The following is a 17,912-nucleotide window of genomic DNA, read 5'->3' as shown; positions in this document are numbered from 1 at the left end:
AAAGGGTCTACGAGGTAAATTCTAAAATTTAATACGGTCAAAAGTTGTTAAAATGCAAAAATCACTTTTTTTAACGAATAAATAACATATATTTGGTAAACCAAATTGGATAACCAGTTTGGAAAACCAAAAATTCAATAAAACTCAACTTAACATCGAACTTAACTTAATACAAACTCAATGATTAAAAATTAAGATTAACAATTAAACAGGATGGGGTAAATTCCTATTCATTAAACAAACTACTTCTCTGAAGTGAGAATTATTAACAACATGTACTATTTGACAGTAAAAAACTTTCTTAAACAACAAGAGTTACTACATAAAATTAGAAAGTAAAAAATTACTAGAAAATAAGAGGAAATGAGATAAAACTCGATTTCATTTCAAAATGCTTTAAACTGACATAACAATGTCAACTTAATTAACATAACAAGACTACAAATGAATTTAAAAACTAGATTAACACTAACGATGGTATTGTTACTCAATATATCATTATTTGCGCAAGACGGTTATACTTTAACCGGTACGGTAATCGACGATACTAACATGCCGGTTCCTGGAGCTAATGTTATTATTCAAAATACTACAACAGGAACATCAACAGATTTTGATGGTAATTTTTCTATTAATGTAAAAAACGGCGATGTATTAGAATTCTCTTCTATAGGGTTCTCTAGTAAATCGGTAAATATTACTGGTCAACAAACATTGAATGTAACTTTAAGCGAAGATGCCAGCCAACTTGAAGAGGTTGTTGTTGTAGGTTATGGTTCTCAGAAAAAGAGTGATATTACAGGGGCTGTTTCTTCAGTTAAATCTGAAGAATTAAATGCTTTTCCTTTAGCAAGTGCAGAACAAGCGCTTCAAGGTCGTGCAGCTGGTGTAGTAGTTCAATCTAACAATGGTGGTGAGCCTGGTGCTCCTATCGCTATAAAGGTCAGAGGTAATACTTCTATTGGGGCAAGTAGTGGACCACTTGTTGTTGTTGATGGTTTTGTAGGTGCTACGATGCCTCAACCAAATGACATTGAATCAATAGAAGTACTTAAAGATGCTTCTGCAACTGCTATTTATGGTTCTAGAGGTTCTGGTGGAGTTGTATTGGTAACTACAAAAAAAGGTAGAAGCGGAAAATTAACAGTAGAAGTAAATACTAATTATTCTGTTCAAAACACAGCGAATAGATTAGACCTTTTAAATGCAGATGAATTCGCAAGATATCAACAAATAATAAACCCGGCTTATGAACAAGGTCCTGCGAACACAGATTGGCAAGATGTAATTTATACAACAGGTAGTACTGCAAATCATCAATTTTCTTTTTCTGGTGGTAGTGAAAGCATAAACTTTTATGCTTCAGCAAATTATTTTAAGCAAGATGGTATAGTAACAAATTCTGATTTTGAGAAACTTACTTTCTTGTCAAATATTGATGCTCAAGTAACTGATAAGTTAAAGTTAGGTATGAATCTTTTTGGTAGTAGAGGAACTAAAAATGGAGTTCTTACTCAATCAACTGGTGAAACTGCAAATGGTGGCGGTGATGATGTTATATCATTAGCGTTTAGATTTACACCAGATAGAGGAATTTATGATGAGGACGGTGACTTTACACAAAACTCTGTTGGAGATGGTGTTGAAAATCCATTTGCCGTTGCAAATGAGATAATAAACGAAACTAAAACAGATAGGTACAGAACAAACTTATATGCAAATTATGATATCTTAGACAACCTAGCTTTTAAAACTACGTTGGGTTATAGTACTCTTAACGAAACTGTGGGGTCTTTTAAACCACAAACTTTTCAACTTTCTACAGGGTTTGCAAGTTTAGCAAATAGAAGAACGACAAATCTTTTAAGTGAGAATTACTTAACGTACAATGCTGCAATAGGAAAAGGTAATTTAACTTTACTAGGAGGTTATTCATATCAGAAAACAAATACAATTAGATTTTCTGCACTTACGCAAGAACTTCTTTCTGATGATTTTCTTTTCTACAATTTAGCGGCAGGGCAAGTTCAGACGCGAAGAGTTACTTCATCTTTTTCAGAATCTGAAATCCAATCACAATTCGGAAGATTGAATTATGAATATGATGATAAATATTTATTCACAGCTACAGTAAGACGTGATGGTGCATCTAACTTTGCTGAAAACGAAAAATATGCTATTTTCCCTTCAGGTGCTTTAGGTTGGAAAATATCGAATGAAAACTTCTTAAAAGATAGCGAAACCATTTCTAACTTAAAACTAAGAGGTAGTTATGGTGTAACTGGTAATCAAGCAATTTCTCCTTATCAGTCTTTAGCAGAGTTGGCAGTAACACCTGCAACTGCTATAGAGACAGATCCTGCTGTTTCGGTTTCTCAAGAAGCTAATCCAGATTTAAAATGGGAATCTTCATATCAAACAAACGTAGGTTTAGACTTAGGCTTGTTCAATAATAAAATTTCACTTTCATTAGATTACTACAACATAGACACTAAAGACCTTTTATTAGAAACTGCAACGTCTCCAGCCTATAGTGGTGCATCTGATTTAGAAGTTTTCTCTAACGTAGGACAAATTAATAATAAAGGATTTGAAGTTACTTTAAGTACTAGAAATATAAGTAAAGAGAATTTTAGTTGGACTACAGATTTTAATTTGGCTACCAACAAAAATGAAGTGATTTCACTAAATAATGGAGACATCATTGATAGCGCTGCTCCAGGATATTTCTCTGGTAAAGACACCTATATTTTAAGAGAAGGTGAAGCTATTGGTCTATTTTGGGGATTAGAATATCAAGGTGTTTACCAAGGTGGCGATTTGCCAGCAGGTACTGCCCTTAAAGGATCATTCTCTGAGGCAGGCGATCCATTATTCACAGATGTAGACGGAAGCGGTGAAATAGATACAGGTGATCAAAAAATTATGGGAGACCCAAACCCTGATTTCACTTTTGGTTTTACCAATAACTTTAGATATAAAAACTTGGATTTAAATATCTTCTTCCAAGGTTCACAAGGTGGTGATATTTTAAATCTTACCAATGTGCAATTATTTAATGGTGATTCAAATACTATTTCTGATGCATTCAATGCTTGGTCACCAACAAATACGGATACCAATATACCTTCAAATAAAATTCGAGATAGAGAAATTTCTTCTCGTTTCGTAGAAGATGGTAGTTATATCAGATTAAAGAATATTGCTTTAGGATATACTTTTCCATCAGATTTAGTTGAAAAATTAGGAATGGATAACCTTAGATTATCTATTAGTGCACAAAACTTGTTGACTTTCACGAAGTACACCGGTTTAGATCCTGAAGTAAGTTACTTTGGTAGCGGAGGAGGAAGCACAGGATCAGGTAATGTTGTTTCAGGACATGATTTTGGTAACTATCCAACTGTTAGATCTGTGAATTTCGCACTTAATTTAAAATTTTAATCAATAATTTAAAAACATATATAGTATGAAAACATATAAATATTTATTCTTATTGATAGGTTTATCAATGATAGGATGTTCAGACTTAGAAGAAGATCCAATTACCGAATTAAGTCCTGATAGTTATTTCAGCGCATTGAGTTTAACAGAAGTTGAAGGTTTCGTAGCTGGATCTTATGCCAATATGGTACACAGAAACTTTATGTCTAGAGAAATGACGCAAGCTCTTATGTTCCGTAGCGACATGATGGCAATTGGTAGAACAGGTGCACAAGAGAGAATTGATCATGATAACTTTACTGTTCAAGCTGATAATGGATTAATTGCTGGTGGTTCAAACGTTTATTGGCCTAAAGTTTACCAAATAATTGGTGCTGCAAATGAGGCTGTTAAATCTGGATTATCATTAACAAATGTTGATGAAGCTGAAAGAAATGAAGTTATTGCAAGAGCTCGTTTTGCTAGAGCATTTGCATATTTTCATCTAGTTAGGCAATTTGGAGATATTCCTTATTTAGATGATACAACAGTATTATCAGAAGCTGCCGTTGCTGAAAGAACTCCAGCTGCTACAGTTTATGAAAATATCATTGCAGATTTTGAATTTGCTAAAGCAAATTTACCAAATACACAATCCTCTAGAGCTTTACCTGCAAAATCAGCAGCGAGTGCTTATTTAGCATTGGTTTATTTGACTATGGAAGAATGGCAAAAATCATATAATGAAGCTAAAGAAATTATTAATAATGAAGGGACTTACAATTTAGGTTTAGAACCAAATTTTCAAGATCTGTATGATGCCATTAAAATTGATGAATCTTTAGAACCAATTTTTGTGCTAGATTTTACTGGTGTTTCTGATGGAGATCAAGGCAGAGATTATCAAGTAGCATTTACAGGAATCAGATCCGATGATCAGTATGACATGGGAGGCGGATGGTCTGTAGAGGTTCCCGCTCTCAAAGTTTTTACGACATGGGATGACCAAGATTATAGAAGAGCGGTTACTTTTGATGCGACTGCAGTTCAAGACGGCGAAGTAGTACCTTATACCAACTATACCGATGCAGATGGTAGAGCTGTAAATCGCCCACATGTTGCTAAATACACACGTATGGCCAGTAAATTACCACAACAAGATGGTAATGGTAGATCATCACATTCTAATTATATGATGATGCGTTATGCAGAAGTTTTAATGATTGGGGCTGAAGCTGCAAATGAAATAGGACAAACGGGTGATGCAGAAACTTGGGTAAATAGAGTAATGGCCAGATCTAGAGCTGGTGGAATATCTTGGGCTAATGGTGCCGAAGTAACTATTGCTCCAAGCACTATACCTGCTGATTTTTCTGGTCTATCTCAAGGAGATTTCAGAACTAGAATCTTAGAAGAACGTAGATTAGAATTTGCTTATGAGATGAAAAGGTGGTACGACATTGCTAGAAGAAAATTAGGGAATGACGTATTTGGTTCTAATGGATTAGAATCAGAAGTATCTACAGAATCAGGAGTTGGACCAGGACCAAAATCATTTGACCCAGGTCGCGATTATCTATTTCCAATACCTCAATCTGAAATAATCATAAACCCTAACCTATCACAGAACCCAGGGTATTAAGCTTAATACTTATTAAATTGAGTTATAGCCCTTGGATTTTACCAAGTGTAGACCCCCAAGGCTTAACTTTAAATATAACCAGTGACAAAAATTAAAATATTTGATTGAAGAAAGTTGTTTGAGTTGGTTTTTTAAGATTACTGGCTTGTTTTGCAAGTCAGTACATCTTTAATAGTAGACATTCAAACTAGTAAATTGTATTTAAACCAATGAAATATTTATTAAGAAAGTTATTTTCTTAAATTTGAAAAACCAATCTGGTTAACCAATTTAATCTTAAGTAATTTAGCGTATGAAGTTAGAAATCCTCACAAGCAATGAAAATCAAAAACTTCACAACGATATTATATCTAAAATTCGAGATTTAATAAATTTTAAAAATCTAGAACCTGGTGACAAACTGCCTTCCGAACGTATGTTGTCGGAAAAATTCGGAGTAAGCAGAGGTAATGTACGTGAAGCAATACAAAAATTAGAATTTTATGGAATTTTAATATCTAAACCACAAAGTGGAACATTCATAGCAGAAATTGGACAAGTAGCCATGAATGGTATAATGGAGGATATTCTGCGTTTAGAAGACCCTGATTTTAAGTCGTTAGTTGAAACTAGAATTCTTCTTGAGCTTAAAACTGTTAGATTGGCTGCACAAAGAAGAACTGACGCCGACTTAGAAAAAATGGAATCAGCATTAGAGTCTTACAAAGAGAAAGTTTTGAATAACCAAGATGCAGTACAAGAAGATTTACTTTTTCATTTGGCCATTGCGCAAGCAAGTAGAAATAGCACCATAAATAGAATGATGTTAATCATTACACCCGAAATTATAAATAATTTCGAAAAATACCATGTTTGCGATAAGGATCAAAGCTTGAAAGGTATACAAGAACATCAAAATATTTTTGAAGCTATAAAAGAACAAAATACACAAAAGGCAAAAGAAATGATGAAGATACACTTCAATGCACTTTATCAATATTGCTACAATGTAAAATAGAATAGGAAGATAAACCCTCGCTCAATTATCCTCCTAAAACTGATTAAAGAATTAAAAACTAGGTTACAAAATTTAAAAATCTGTTTAGACTTTTAAGGTTATTAAAAGGTCAGTATAAATCTGCTTCTTTAAAATTTTAAATCCTTTTCAAGACTAATGTCAATTTAAAAACCAAGCAATAACCAAAAGACAAAATAATATGAAAGTTAAAGGTTTAAGATGGTGGGTTATAGCATTAATAGCATTAGCGACGGTTATCAATTATATAGATCGCCAATCAATTGGTGTACTTTGGCCAGATATTGCCCAAGATTTATTTCCAGATAGTACAAATGATGAACGTAAAGGAATTTTTGCAACTATCTCAGTTGTTTTCATGTTCGCTTATGCTTTTGGTCAAGCTATTTTTGGGAAGATTCTTGATTGGATAGGGACACGTCTTGGTTTTGCTTTATCTATAGGTGTTTGGTCTATCGCAACTGCACTTCATGCATTAGCACAAGGAGTATTAAGTTTTGGATTTTTTCGTACAATCTTAGGAATAGCAGAAGCAGGTAACTGGCCAGGTGCAGCCAAAGCAAATGCAGAGTGGTTTCCGACAGAAGAGCGTGCATTTGCACAAGGTCTTTTTAATTCGGGTGCTGCAATCGGAGGTATTATTGCCATTCCGGCTATTGCATTTATGACCGTTTATTTTAGCTGGCAAATGATTTTTGTTTTAGTTGGACTTTTGGGCTTGTTATGGTTAATACCATGGCTGATTTTAGTTAAAGCGCCACCAAAAAAGCACCCTTGGATTTCAGACGAGGAACGTAAGTACATTTTAACTGGTCAGCAAAATCAGGATATAGATAAAGATGGTACACATGATGAAGGTTATAATCCAGATACCGCAAAACTATTATCTCACAAACAAAGCTGGGGTGTTATTATAGCCTCAGCAGCTATCGACCCTATTTGGTGGTTATTTGTTGTATGGATTCCTATATACCTTAATGAAGTTTATGGTATGGATGTAAAAACAATAGGTATTTATGGATGGGTACCTTATGTAGGAGCCATGCTCGGGGCCTGGTTCGGTGGGTTATTTGCCCAGAATCGTTTAAAAGCCGGATGGACTGTTGATAAGACAAGAAAGATTGTGATTACGATTGGGTGCTTAATTATGTTGCCTAGTTTATTAGCCATGGCAAATCCAGGTGGACCGACCTCAGCCGTACTAATTATGGCGGTTATTTTATTTGGTTTTCAAACAGCCATTGGAAATGTTCAAACGTTACCGAGTGATTTTTTCGGTGGAAAAACAGTAGGAACTTTATCAGGTATTGCAGGGATGGCTGCTAAGTTGACCGCTGCGGGATTAATTTATTTAGTTCCTTGGCTTACATCGGGTGGTAATTATGCGCCAGCATTTATAATAGGTGCGACGATGGCTATTATTGCTTTAGCAAGTATCTGGATATTATGCCCAAAAATTGAACCGTTAAAAAGTGAAATTTAAATTGAATTAAGAATAGATTAAAATTAAATATAACATGAGTACAGAAGCAAAAGTAGCAGTAATTACAGGAGCAACCGGAGGTATAGGTTTTGCAGTAGCTAAAAGATTAGGCCAAGATGGTTATACCGTTATTTTAAATGGTATAGATGACGCAGCTGGAGCTGAAAGAATAAAAGAACTTTCTGCACAAGGTATTAAAGCCGAATATTATGGTTTTGATGTTACAAATGAAGAGGCTGTAACTAAAAACATAAAAGCAATTGGCGAAAAATATGGTAAAATAGATACCTTGGTGAACAATGCTGGTGGTCTAGGTGGAAGATCAAGATTTGAGGAAATGACTACAGAATTCTATAGATCTGTAATGGCATTAAACCTTGACTCTACATTTTTCGCATCAAGAGCCGCTATTCCTTTCCTTAAAAAAGGAGAACATCCATCTATAATCAATTATACTTCAAATGCCGCATGGACAGCTGGTGGACCAGGTGCTGGTATTTACGGTACATCTAAAGCAGGTGTACATGCAATTACTAGAGCTTTGGCAAAAGATCTTGCTGAATATGGCATTAGAGTAAACGCAGTATCACCAGGTACAATTGACACTCCGTTTCATGCTCAAATTAAAGCTACTAAACCTGAAGTTTTTGCTTCTTGGGCAAATAGCATTATGTTAGGCAGATTAGGTCAACCAGAAGATGTTTCTGGTGTTGTTTCATTCCTTGCAAGTAAAGATGCAGCATTCATAACTGCAGAAACTATCCAAATTGGTGGTGGTCAAGCTTTAGGAATCTAGTACAAAAACTTTTACATAAGTATTGAAAAAAGCGTTATTGTAAATTACAGTAACGCTTTTTTATTCAGAAGAACTTCTAATTATCAATTCTGAATCTAAAATTATTTTATTCAAAGATTGAACAACAACATCCTTTTCTACATAGCTTAAAAAAGTTTCCGCCGCCAATCTACCAATTTGCTCACTATGTTGGCTAACACTAGTAATAGAAGGAGTAACCAGTGACGTGAAAGGTTCATTACCAAAACCTACCAATTTAATTTCCTCCGGTACCTTAATATCTTTTTCCTTTAAAATTTGTAGTGCTCCCAAAGCAGCATAATCACTTGCTACATAAACAGCATCAGGTCTATTTTTCAATGCCAATAATTTTTCCATCTGGCGCCTACCATCTTCTAAAGTCAGACTACTTTCAATCAATAACTCATCATCATGGGGCAAATCGTGTTTTTTTATCGCATCTATATAACCGCGTATTCTATTGTTAAAAATTCGTGTTCTTCTATATCCACCAATATGTGCAATACGTTTACATCCTTTAGCCACTAAATGTTCAATGATCATATGGCTGCTATCATAGTCATTAATACCAACATAATCGACATTTAGATCGTTCTCTCCCCTATCAAACAGAATTAAAGGAATACCATTGGATTTTATTTTTTCATAATAAGATAAATCTACCGTTTCATTGGCCATTGAAGCAATGATACCATCTACTTGTGTATATAACAGCGTATCAATATTTTTACACTCCTTTTCAAAAGACTCATTAGATTGGGTAATAATAATATTATACCCAGCTTTATTAAGCACCTCTTCCATGTTTTCAACTACAGAAGAAAAAAAACTGCTATTCGTTCTAGGTACAATTACACCCACTAAATTACTTTTCCCTTTTCTAAGCGCACTTGCCAAATGATTAGGCTGATAGTTCAATTCCTTAGCTACTTGCTTAACCGCTTTTTTTGTTTTTACGCTTATACGCGTATCATCGTTCAAAGCTTTGGAAACAGCTGCGGTTGAAATACTTAAAACATTGGCAATGTCTTTTAAAGTTGTTCTTTTTTTATTCAACTTCTTTATATATATTTGTTTAATCGATTAACCAAAAGTAAGACTTTAATTCACGTAATCAAAAAATGTCTTTTTTGGTTATTTTTTACCTGAATTGGTTAATCGATTAAACAATAATAAATCATTACATATTAAACTTAATAGTCAACATGAAAAAAGTAGTAACATTCGGTGAAATTATGCTTCGTTTAGCACCACAAGGATTTTTAAGGTTTTCACAGGCCAATAATTTTGATGTAGTTTACGGAGGAGGAGAATCTAACGTAGCTGTTTCTTTAGCTAATTATGGTGTCCCTGTCGATTTTGTAACGCGTTTGCCAAAAAATGATATTGGTGAATGTGCCATGATGGAAATGCGTAAAAGAGGCGTTGGAGTAGATAAAATAGTATACGGAGGAGATCGTTTAGGTATCTATTTTTTAGAAACCGGAGCGGTATCTAGAGGTAGTAAAGTAGTTTACGATAGAGCACATTCGGCAATTGCAGAAATAGAATCTGGAATGATTGATTGGGACGCTGTTTTTGAAGGTGTAGAATGGTTTCATTGGACAGGTATTACACCAGCTATCTCTCAAGGAGCTGCAAATGTTTGTTTAGAAGCTGTAAAAGCTGCTAGCGAAAAAGGAATTACTATTTCTACAGATTTGAACTATAGAGCTAAATTATGGACGTACTGTGATGATGCACATAGAGAAAAAGTAATGACTGATTTAACTGCATACTGTGATGTTATTTTAGGAAACGAAGAAGATGCTGAAAAGCATTTCAATATCAAACCAGAAGGTTTAGATATTACTACACAAGGGCACGATGTTAAAGCTGAAGCTTTCTTATCTGTTTGTAAGCAAATGATGGAGAAATTTCCAAGAGCCAAAAAAGTAATAACAACTTTAAGAGGTTCTATTTCTGCTTCTCATAACACATGGGCAGGTGTATTATATGACGGTAAAAAAATGTTTGAAACGCGCCAATACCAAATTACAGATATCGTAGATAGAGTTGGTGGTGGAGATTCGTTTATGGGAGGTTTGATCTACGGATTATTAAAATACCCAGAAGATGACCAAAATGCATTGGACTTTGCCGTTGCAGCATCTTGTTTAAAACATACAATCAAGGGCGATGCTAACTTGGTTACTGTTGATGAAGTGAACAAACTTATGGGCGGAGACGCGTCTGGTAGAGTTGCTAGATAAATCATCTTATATATAACACTTAGAGTATCTTTTAAAATTAACATATGTCTAAAAAATCGATATTAATTCTTTGCGGCGGTGGTCCGGCACCAGGTATCAATACTGTTATCAGTACTGTTGCCAAAGCATTTTTAAAAGATGATTACAGAGTTTTAGGGCTTCATGAAGGTTTTAAAGGAATATTTGACAAGAATCCTAAAATCAAGGAATTTGATTTTTTCCATGCAGATAGAATTCTTAGTAGAGGTGGCTCAACTTTAATAATGAGTCGTTTCAAACCCAAAAATGAGCAGCTAAACACTAGCCTTTTTATTGATAACAATGTAAAACTGTTGGTAAGTATCGGTGGTGATGATACCGCTTCAACTGCCAACAGGATTACGGGGTTTTTAAAAAATGAAGGAATCTCTATTTCAAATATTCATGTTCCAAAGACAATAGATAATGATTTACCCCTACCGGATAGAAACCCAACTTTCGGATTTCATTCGGCGAAAGATGAAGGGGTACGTATCGGTAATACGACGTATGAAGATGCACGTACTAGTCAAAATTGGTTCGTAATGTCTACCATGGGTAGATCTGCTGGTCATTTAGCTTTCGGCATCGCTGCTAGTTGTCATTTTCCTATGATGATTATTCCCGAAATGTTCGACCGTACATCAATCACATTTGATAAGGTAGTACGTATGGTAATTTCGTCTATGATTAAACGAAAAATCGAAGACATTCAATACGGGGTTGCGTTAATAAGTGAAGGTGTATTTCACAACATGTCAAAATCGGAATTAGATAAATGTGGTATTAGTTTTACTTACGATGCTCATGGTCACCCAGAGCTAGGTAATGTTAGTAAGGCCCACATTTTTAATATGCTTGTTCAAGAAAAATTGAAGGAGCTTAATATTGATATTAAAAGTAGACCTGTTGAACTTGGTTATGAACTTCGTTGTTGTAGGCCAATAGGTTTTGATTTAACACTATGTACCGTTTTAGGGTTAGGTGTGAAAAAATTATTTGATGAAAACAAAAGTGGTTGCATGGTAACCGCAAACTCAAGAGGGGAAATTACACCTTTATTTTTGTCTGATATTCAAGATAAAGATGGGAAAATAGCACCTCGCCTAGTAGATATAAATGCTGAATTTGCACAGCTTTGTTTTAAAAACCTATATTATTTAGGTGAGAAGGATTACGAAAAAGCAAAACAATATGTACCTAATCCTTCAGAATACGATTTCAATAAAATATTAATAGAGAAATAATAACAGTCATGGCACAATATTCAAGAATAGAAGTAGCAAATGTAATGAAGGAATCTGGTATGGTTCCTTTGTTTTATCATCCAGATATCGAATTAGGTAAAAAGATTTTACAGGCCTGTTACGATGGTGGAGCAAGATTAATGGAATTTACTGCTCGTGGCGATTTCGCTTTCGAAGTATTTTCTGAGTTGAACAAATATGCAATAAAAAACCTACCTGGTATGATTATGGGCGTTGGATCTATTACAGATGCTGCAGCTGCTTCATACTATATGCAAATAGGTGCTAACTTCATAGTAACACCTTCTTTAAGAGAAGATATCGCAATTGTTTGTAACCGTAGAAAAGTATTATGGTCTCCTGGCTGTGGTTCATTAACAGAAATCAATAAAGCCGAAGAAATGGGCTGTGAAATAGTTAAACTATTCCCTGGTGACCTGTACGGCCCTGGTTTCGTAAAAGGAATAAAAGGTCCGCAACCTTGGACGAGCATTATGCCTACTGGAGGTGTAAGTACAGATGAGGCTAACCTAAAAGGATGGTTCGATGCCGGAGTTACTTGCGTTGGTATGGGTTCTAAACTTATTAGCAAAGATATTTTAGCTGATAAAGATTATGCTGGTTTAGAAGCCTTGGTAAAAGAAACCTTGGCTACAATAAAGAGGCTGAGAGGCTAATTAAGTTATTTTGAGCCTAAATATTAAATGGTTCCTTTGTATTTACAGTTATCAATCTTTCATTACATCAATCGCCTTATAAAATTATAAATGACAATAATTTTATAAGGCGATTTCAATTTTACCAAAGCTCAAATTAATTTGACAAGACTATCTTAATCTGAAAAATTAATAGAATTTTTGTTGCTACTTTAGAGGAATGAAATACTCTAAGGTTTCATTCCTTTTAAACACTTTACTTTTAAGTTCTTGGCTCATTTTATTGCCTTTGCAATCTATAGCACAAACACCTATTGATAGCTCCTATTATTTCCATAAAGCAATTATCAATCCGGTATACCCGAAAGACCTACCCTCTGGAATAAATTTTTATATCCAAAAAAAGAAAACTGATTTAAATTTAAAAGACACATTAAGTGCCATCAATGATTTACGCCTTTTAGCTATAGGAGAGTTTAAAATCGGAAACAATTTCAACAGTGAAAACCATATTGTTGAAGCCTTAAACCTTATTACATCCATGTCTTCAAAAGACACATTGATTGATGCTAAAGTTGGGTTATACAATCAGTTAGGAAGAATTTATGGTGCATCTAACAATCCTTCCGAAGCTATTAATTCTTATAATAAAGCATTACATATTGCCATTAAATTTAAGGACAGTGTTATTTTACTTAATAATAAAGCAAATATTTATAAAGACCAGCTCGACTACGAGAATGCACTTCACATATACACCCTACTCTACAAAAAACGCTTAAACTCAAATGACAACTATCAAATAGCCTTGGTATTAGACAATTTAGGTTATGTACAAGCTAAACTCAACTTACCTGATGCATTACAAAATTTAAAAAAAGCAAAAAAAATTAGGGAGAAGGCCAATAGTCTTGTCGGCCTCCACGCAAGTAATGCGCATTTAGCTGAATACTATCTGGATAGAAAAGACACATCGACCGCAATAAGTTATGCCGAAAAAGTATTAATGCTTTCAAATAAAATAAATAGTAGTTCTTTTAAACTAGAAGCTATTTCTCTATTAATGCGCATGAATAAAAATCCACTTATACATGAATATAAAAAATTGACCGATAGTATCTCTTATGCGAAGCAAATTGCTGAAAACAAAAATGCTTTTTTAAAATATAATGTAGCCGAGGAACAGAAAAAAACTCAAGCTAGCCAATTACTAAAAGAAATAGAAACACGTAAACGGTTGGCTTATCAATTTCTAGCATTGACAATTTTATTGATTCTTATTAGTTCTTATTTTATTTATAGAAATAGGTATCGTAAAGCAAAAATTGAAGAAATCTATAAAACTGAAACTAGAATTGCCAAAAAAGTACATGACGAAGTAGCCAACGATATGTACAAAGTAATGACTTCGCTTGAAAATAATCAAGGAATAGATAGCAAAGTCATTGATGAAATGGAAAAAATCTATGGTAAAACAAGAGATATTTCTAGAGAAAATAGTGCGATAGACCTTCATCAAGATTTTGGTATACAATTAAGTGATTTGTTACTTGTCTATAAAAACAATCAAGTAAATGTGATAACCCGTAACCTCTCTAAAATACAATGGGAAGCAGTTCCTGAGCTTAATAAAACGGTTATTTATAGGGTTTTACAGGAGCTCATGACCAACATGCGCAAACATAGTAATGCAACATTCGTTAGCCTGGCATTCAATAAAGAAGGGTCTAAAATTCATATAAATTATAGAGATAATGGTGTTGGATGTAACCTTTTTAAAAAAAATGGCCTACAACATACGGAATCCCGTATCGCATCTTTAAAAGGAACTATTATTTTTGAATCTAAGCAAGGCGATGGCTTTAAGGCATCTATAATAATTTAAAGCATGTTCAAAAAAATTTTAATTGTAGAAGATATGGAAGACATCAATAAAGGTGTTCATACCCTATTGACTGAATTGGGGGTTTCATATATTGACCAGGTACAGTATTGTGATGATGCTTATCTAAAAATAAAAAGAGCTGAATTAGACCACGATCCTTTTGAAATGGTGATTACCGATTTATCTTTCAAAGTTGACCATCGGTCTCAAAAGTATCCATCGGGTCACGCTTTGGTTGAAAAGATTAAAACAGAATTTCCTAAATTAAAAGTTATTGTTTACTCCGTTGAAGATAGGCTACAATCCGTTAGAACTCTTTTTAATAAACACCACATAGATGGATATGTCTGTAAGAGCAGATCTGGTCTTAAAAACCTAACTACTTCCATAACTGAAGTGGCAAAGGGTAACAACTTTTTATCTATCGAGGTTGCAAATGCATTTAGTAGCGAAAATGAATTAGAAATAGATGATTATGATATTTCCCTCTTAGATAACCTCAGTAAAGGATTATCGCAAGAAGAAATCAGCGCTTTATATAAAAAACAAAACATCTCTCCTGCCAGTTTGAGTTCTATAGAAAAACGGCTGAATAAGTTACGTATTCAATTCAATGCCAATAATGCTATTCATTTGGTGGCTATTGTTAAAGATTTAGGACTCATATAAAAAATCACAAGTTTACTGCTTCATTACGGTTATCCGTAATACCATTTCAAATATTGACCTTAGGTTTGAGTATTCAAAAACATAGGTATGAGTACTAACCATTAATTAAATCATATACTTTTTTGTTCATCCTACTGAAAAGGTATTTCGGGGGAACTAACCGGTTTGGTAGGTATGGCCTTATTTACTCTAATCTTGCACTGGAATTAATCCACTACAAGAATATCGACAGCAATATTTAAAGTACTTTGTCCACTACCATAAACCTCCTGTTAAGAAATATTTAGCTATCGCTGGCATAAAAGTAATTAACCTATGATTTTCAATAACTCCCCTACCTATCGGATTGATAACAGATACATTTTTAATTTTTGTAATTTGATAATCCAAATTTAAATCCACAAAAATATGGACAAGGCACTTCAAACTATGATTGACAATATGCCTGAAAAAACGGGCAAGTCTTTAAACGAATGGAAATCTGTTCTTAAATTAAAATCATTCACCAAACATTCTGAAGCTGTCAATTTTCTAAAAAAAGTACACGCTGTTACTCACCGTTTTGCAAATACTATTGTTACTTTATCTAAAGAGGAAGATAATACCCCTGCAGACCTAGTAAGCCAACAGTACAAAGGGAAAGAAAATTTAACACCCATTTACGAAGCACTTTTAAATGTTATGAAAAAATTTGGTGATGACATTAAAATCACTCCAAAAAAGACCACTGTGAGCATTATTCGAAAAACACAGTTTACCTTAATTAAACCTGCTACAAAGACTAGAATTGACCTCGGTATCAAAATAAAAGACAAACCAACTACAGCACGATTAGAGTCTTCCGGACCTTTTGGCACCATGTGTACGCACAGAGTGCAATTAACCGATGTTACTCAAGCAGACAATCAATTAACTGAATGGCTTAAAGAAGCTTATGAAAAAGCTGATTAATTGATTTTTTTATCTCCAATAACTCAATTTTAATACTTAAATATATTCATTGATTTCTGAGACCGCTACCTTTGCTTTATGAGTATCGAACAAACGGCCATTAAGACCACATATTTCAGTATCATTGGTAACATAGGTCTGGCCCTAATTAAAGGATTTGCAGGTTTTTTCGGAAATTCATACGCACTCATAGCAGATGCCATAGAATCAACTACCGATATTTTCTCCTCTATTTTAGTACTCTTAGGTTTCAAGTATGCAGAACGACCAGCAGATGAAAATCACCCGTATGGACACGGAAAAATAGAACCGATAATCACCTTCTTGGTTGTAGCATTTTTAGTTATTTCGGCAACGGTAATCGCTTATGAAAGTATTGAGAATATTCAAACCCCGCATAAGGTACCCAAGGCTTGGACTTTACTAGTTTTAGGGGTAATTATTATATGGAAAGAAATCTCATACCGAATTGTTATTAAAAAAAGTGAGGAAACCCAGAGTACCTCTTTAAAAGCAGATGCTTGGCATCATAGAAGCGATGCTATTACCTCTGTAATGGCATTCATTGGTATTTCTATTGCTGTAATATTTGGCAAGGGCTATGAAACTGCAGATGATTGGGCTGCCCTTATTGCATCGGGCTTTATTCTATATAACAGCTACTTGATTTTAAGACCTGCTCTTGGCGAAATAATGGACGAACAACGTTATGATGACCTTTTGGAAGAAATACGCATAAAATCATTAGAAGTCCCCGGAATTACAGGAACTGAAAAATGTTTTATTCGTAAAGCAGGTATGAAGTTTCATGTGGATTTGCATGCTATGGTAGACGGTAATATTTCTGTAACTGATGGACATGATATTGCTCACCACTTAAAAGATTATTTAAGAGAAAAATTACCCAATTTAGGACATGTACTTATTCACATTGAACCTGATGACCTTTAAGCTATAGATGTAACAACGCTAACGCATCTTCCGTTTTCCCTTCTTCTAGCCATTTTTTTGCCAACTTATGAATTTCACGAGAATTCTTAGTACCTTTTAAAATAGATTTCACTTCAGCATGTTCTGCAATTTCACCAATTAATCTCTTTGTCGGTAATTGCTCTAAATTTCCTAATCTACCTAAATTATTGCCTGTTAATACTGAACTATTACGCACAGCTTCTGGAAGCATATCTACTCCGATTCCTTTTGTACGTATTGGTTTAGGTATTTCAAAAAGTGCATCACCATTAGCTCTACAATACCAATTACCTCCCATTCGAGCGACTAAATCCAATTTCGGAGTATCTAGATTACCTTCTGCATCTAAATAAGCTTTCTTCACATGAATTTGAACCACCTTAGCCAAAACTAAATTACCTGCACCCGGACCCTCACCTAAAGCGATTACCTTATCAACCACACATTCAAAAGCAACTGGGGCTTCCCCTACTCTTGGTGGCTGTACTTTATCGCTTGGTACTTGTGTGAATCCCGCTTTTACAAATTCATTTACACCGTCATCATATTCGGTACTTGATAAAGACATTTGCTCCACCATATCATAATTCACAATATTGATAACCGTTTCTTTTACCTCAAGTACATTTTCTAATGTGTGTTTGGTGGTATTGTCACGACCTCTTCTAGAAGGTGAAAAAATCATGATCGGCGGATTCACACTAAATAGATTAAAATAACTGAACGGACTCAAATTTACATTTCCATCCTTATCTATTGTACTAGCAAAACAAATAGGTCTTGGCGCCACGGCAGATAATAAATACCCATGTAATTCTTGTTGTGAAATACTGTTTGGATCTATAGAATTGATTTCCTCGTTCTTTGACATGCTATTATTAT

General features: G+C 34.3%; 14 protein-coding genes. 12 read left to right on the top strand and 2 right to left on the bottom strand.

Annotated features, from left to right (window positions below):
- Positions 1–444 precede the first annotated feature (444 nt).
- From AAC084_RS11055 to AAC084_RS11035, 5 genes are all read left to right on the top strand, one after another.
- On the top strand, positions 445–3,444 hold the full coding sequence (locus tag AAC084_RS11055; protein WP_339840243.1) for a TonB-dependent receptor: 3,000 nt from the start codon (positions 445–447) through the stop codon (positions 3,442–3,444).
- 25 nt (positions 3,445–3,469) lie between these two features.
- A complete protein-coding gene (locus AAC084_RS11050) occupies positions 3,470–5,065 on the top strand; it encodes a RagB/SusD family nutrient uptake outer membrane protein (protein ID WP_339840242.1) in 1,596 nt (531 codons plus the stop codon).
- A gap of 292 nt (positions 5,066–5,357) precedes the next feature.
- The gene (locus AAC084_RS11045) at positions 5,358–6,062 is read left to right on the top strand and encodes a FadR/GntR family transcriptional regulator (protein WP_339840241.1); all 705 of its coding nucleotides are present in this window, start codon (positions 5,358–5,360) and stop codon (positions 6,060–6,062) included.
- A gap of 199 nt (positions 6,063–6,261) precedes the next feature.
- Positions 6,262–7,563 (top strand): MFS transporter, encoded by a 1,302-nt coding sequence (locus tag AAC084_RS11040; RefSeq protein ID WP_339840240.1) that lies wholly within the window; start codon positions 6,262–6,264, stop codon positions 7,561–7,563.
- 34 nt (positions 7,564–7,597) lie between these two features.
- Positions 7,598–8,359 carry an SDR family NAD(P)-dependent oxidoreductase gene (locus AAC084_RS11035; RefSeq protein WP_339840239.1) on the top strand — a complete coding sequence of 254 codons (762 nt, stop codon included), beginning with the start codon at positions 7,598–7,600 and terminating at the stop codon, positions 8,357–8,359.
- 60 nt (positions 8,360–8,419) lie between these two features.
- Here AAC084_RS11035 and AAC084_RS11030 read toward each other — a convergent pair whose 3' ends face one another.
- A complete protein-coding gene (locus AAC084_RS11030; RefSeq protein ID WP_339840238.1) occupies positions 8,420–9,436 on the bottom strand; it encodes a LacI family DNA-binding transcriptional regulator in 1,017 nt (338 codons plus the stop codon).
- A 149-nt stretch (positions 9,437–9,585) separates the two neighbouring features.
- Between AAC084_RS11030 and AAC084_RS11025 the strand changes: the two genes are divergently transcribed.
- The 7 genes from AAC084_RS11025 (at position 9,586) to AAC084_RS10995 (ending at position 17,009) form a co-directional block, all read left to right on the top strand.
- Positions 9,586–10,632 carry a sugar kinase gene (locus AAC084_RS11025; protein WP_339840237.1) on the top strand — a complete coding sequence of 349 codons (1,047 nt, stop codon included), beginning with the start codon at positions 9,586–9,588 and terminating at the stop codon, positions 10,630–10,632.
- 44 nt (positions 10,633–10,676) lie between these two features.
- Positions 10,677–11,897: a 6-phosphofructokinase gene (locus tag AAC084_RS11020; RefSeq protein ID WP_339840236.1), complete on the top strand. Its 1,221-nt coding sequence runs from the start codon at positions 10,677–10,679 to the stop codon at positions 11,895–11,897.
- Between the two features lie 8 nt (positions 11,898–11,905).
- Positions 11,906–12,574 (top strand): bifunctional 4-hydroxy-2-oxoglutarate aldolase/2-dehydro-3-deoxy-phosphogluconate aldolase, encoded by a 669-nt coding sequence (locus AAC084_RS11015; protein WP_339840235.1) that lies wholly within the window; start codon positions 11,906–11,908, stop codon positions 12,572–12,574.
- A gap of 199 nt (positions 12,575–12,773) precedes the next feature.
- Positions 12,774–14,438 carry an ATP-binding protein gene (locus AAC084_RS11010; protein ID WP_339840234.1) on the top strand — a complete coding sequence of 555 codons (1,665 nt, stop codon included), beginning with the start codon at positions 12,774–12,776 and terminating at the stop codon, positions 14,436–14,438.
- Between the two features lie 3 nt (positions 14,439–14,441).
- A complete protein-coding gene (locus AAC084_RS11005) occupies positions 14,442–15,107 on the top strand; it encodes a response regulator (protein ID WP_339840233.1) in 666 nt (221 codons plus the stop codon).
- A 408-nt stretch (positions 15,108–15,515) separates the two neighbouring features.
- The gene (locus AAC084_RS11000) at positions 15,516–16,058 is read left to right on the top strand and encodes a DUF5655 domain-containing protein (RefSeq protein WP_339840232.1); all 543 of its coding nucleotides are present in this window, start codon (positions 15,516–15,518) and stop codon (positions 16,056–16,058) included.
- A 78-nt stretch (positions 16,059–16,136) separates the two neighbouring features.
- The gene (locus AAC084_RS10995) at positions 16,137–17,009 is read left to right on the top strand and encodes a cation diffusion facilitator family transporter (RefSeq protein WP_339840231.1); all 873 of its coding nucleotides are present in this window, start codon (positions 16,137–16,139) and stop codon (positions 17,007–17,009) included.
- Position 17,010: 1 nt separating this feature from the next.
- Here the strand turns inward: AAC084_RS10995 and AAC084_RS10990 are convergent, their stop codons facing one another.
- Positions 17,011–17,901: a flavin reductase family protein gene (locus AAC084_RS10990; protein WP_339840229.1), complete on the bottom strand. Its 891-nt coding sequence runs from the start codon at positions 17,899–17,901 to the stop codon at positions 17,011–17,013.
- Positions 17,902–17,912 lie beyond the last annotated feature (11 nt).

It is taken from the genome of uncultured Maribacter sp. (assembly GCF_963977385.1).
Taxonomy (GTDB): Bacteria; Bacteroidota; Bacteroidia; order Flavobacteriales; family Flavobacteriaceae; genus Maribacter.
This window is presented reverse-complemented; position numbering and strand designations above follow the sequence as displayed.

Bases quoted from the DNA above. Each gene is read 5' to 3' on its own strand.
- AAC084_RS10995 (WP_339840231.1), top strand. From the start codon at position 16,137: ATGAGTATCGAACAAACGGCCATTAAGACCACATATTTCAGTATCATT.
- AAC084_RS11005 (WP_339840233.1), top strand. From the start codon at position 14,442: ATGTTCAAAAAAATTTTAATTGTAGAAGATATGGAAGACATCAATAAA.
- AAC084_RS10990 (WP_339840229.1), bottom strand. From the start codon at position 17,901: ATGTCAAAGAACGAGGAAATCAATTCTATAGATCCAAACAGTATTTCA.
- AAC084_RS11040 (WP_339840240.1), top strand. From the start codon at position 6,262: ATGAAAGTTAAAGGTTTAAGATGGTGGGTTATAGCATTAATAGCATTA.
- AAC084_RS11010 (WP_339840234.1), top strand. From the start codon at position 12,774: ATGAAATACTCTAAGGTTTCATTCCTTTTAAACACTTTACTTTTAAGT.
- AAC084_RS11015 (WP_339840235.1), top strand. From the start codon at position 11,906: ATGGCACAATATTCAAGAATAGAAGTAGCAAATGTAATGAAGGAATCT.
- AAC084_RS11035 (WP_339840239.1), top strand. From the start codon at position 7,598: ATGAGTACAGAAGCAAAAGTAGCAGTAATTACAGGAGCAACCGGAGGT.
- AAC084_RS11000 (WP_339840232.1), top strand. From the start codon at position 15,516: ATGGACAAGGCACTTCAAACTATGATTGACAATATGCCTGAAAAAACG.
- AAC084_RS11045 (WP_339840241.1), top strand. From the start codon at position 5,358: ATGAAGTTAGAAATCCTCACAAGCAATGAAAATCAAAAACTTCACAAC.
- AAC084_RS11025 (WP_339840237.1), top strand. From the start codon at position 9,586: ATGAAAAAAGTAGTAACATTCGGTGAAATTATGCTTCGTTTAGCACCA.
- AAC084_RS11055 (WP_339840243.1), top strand. From the start codon at position 445: ATGAATTTAAAAACTAGATTAACACTAACGATGGTATTGTTACTCAAT.
- AAC084_RS11050 (WP_339840242.1), top strand. From the start codon at position 3,470: ATGAAAACATATAAATATTTATTCTTATTGATAGGTTTATCAATGATA.
- AAC084_RS11020 (WP_339840236.1), top strand. From the start codon at position 10,677: ATGTCTAAAAAATCGATATTAATTCTTTGCGGCGGTGGTCCGGCACCA.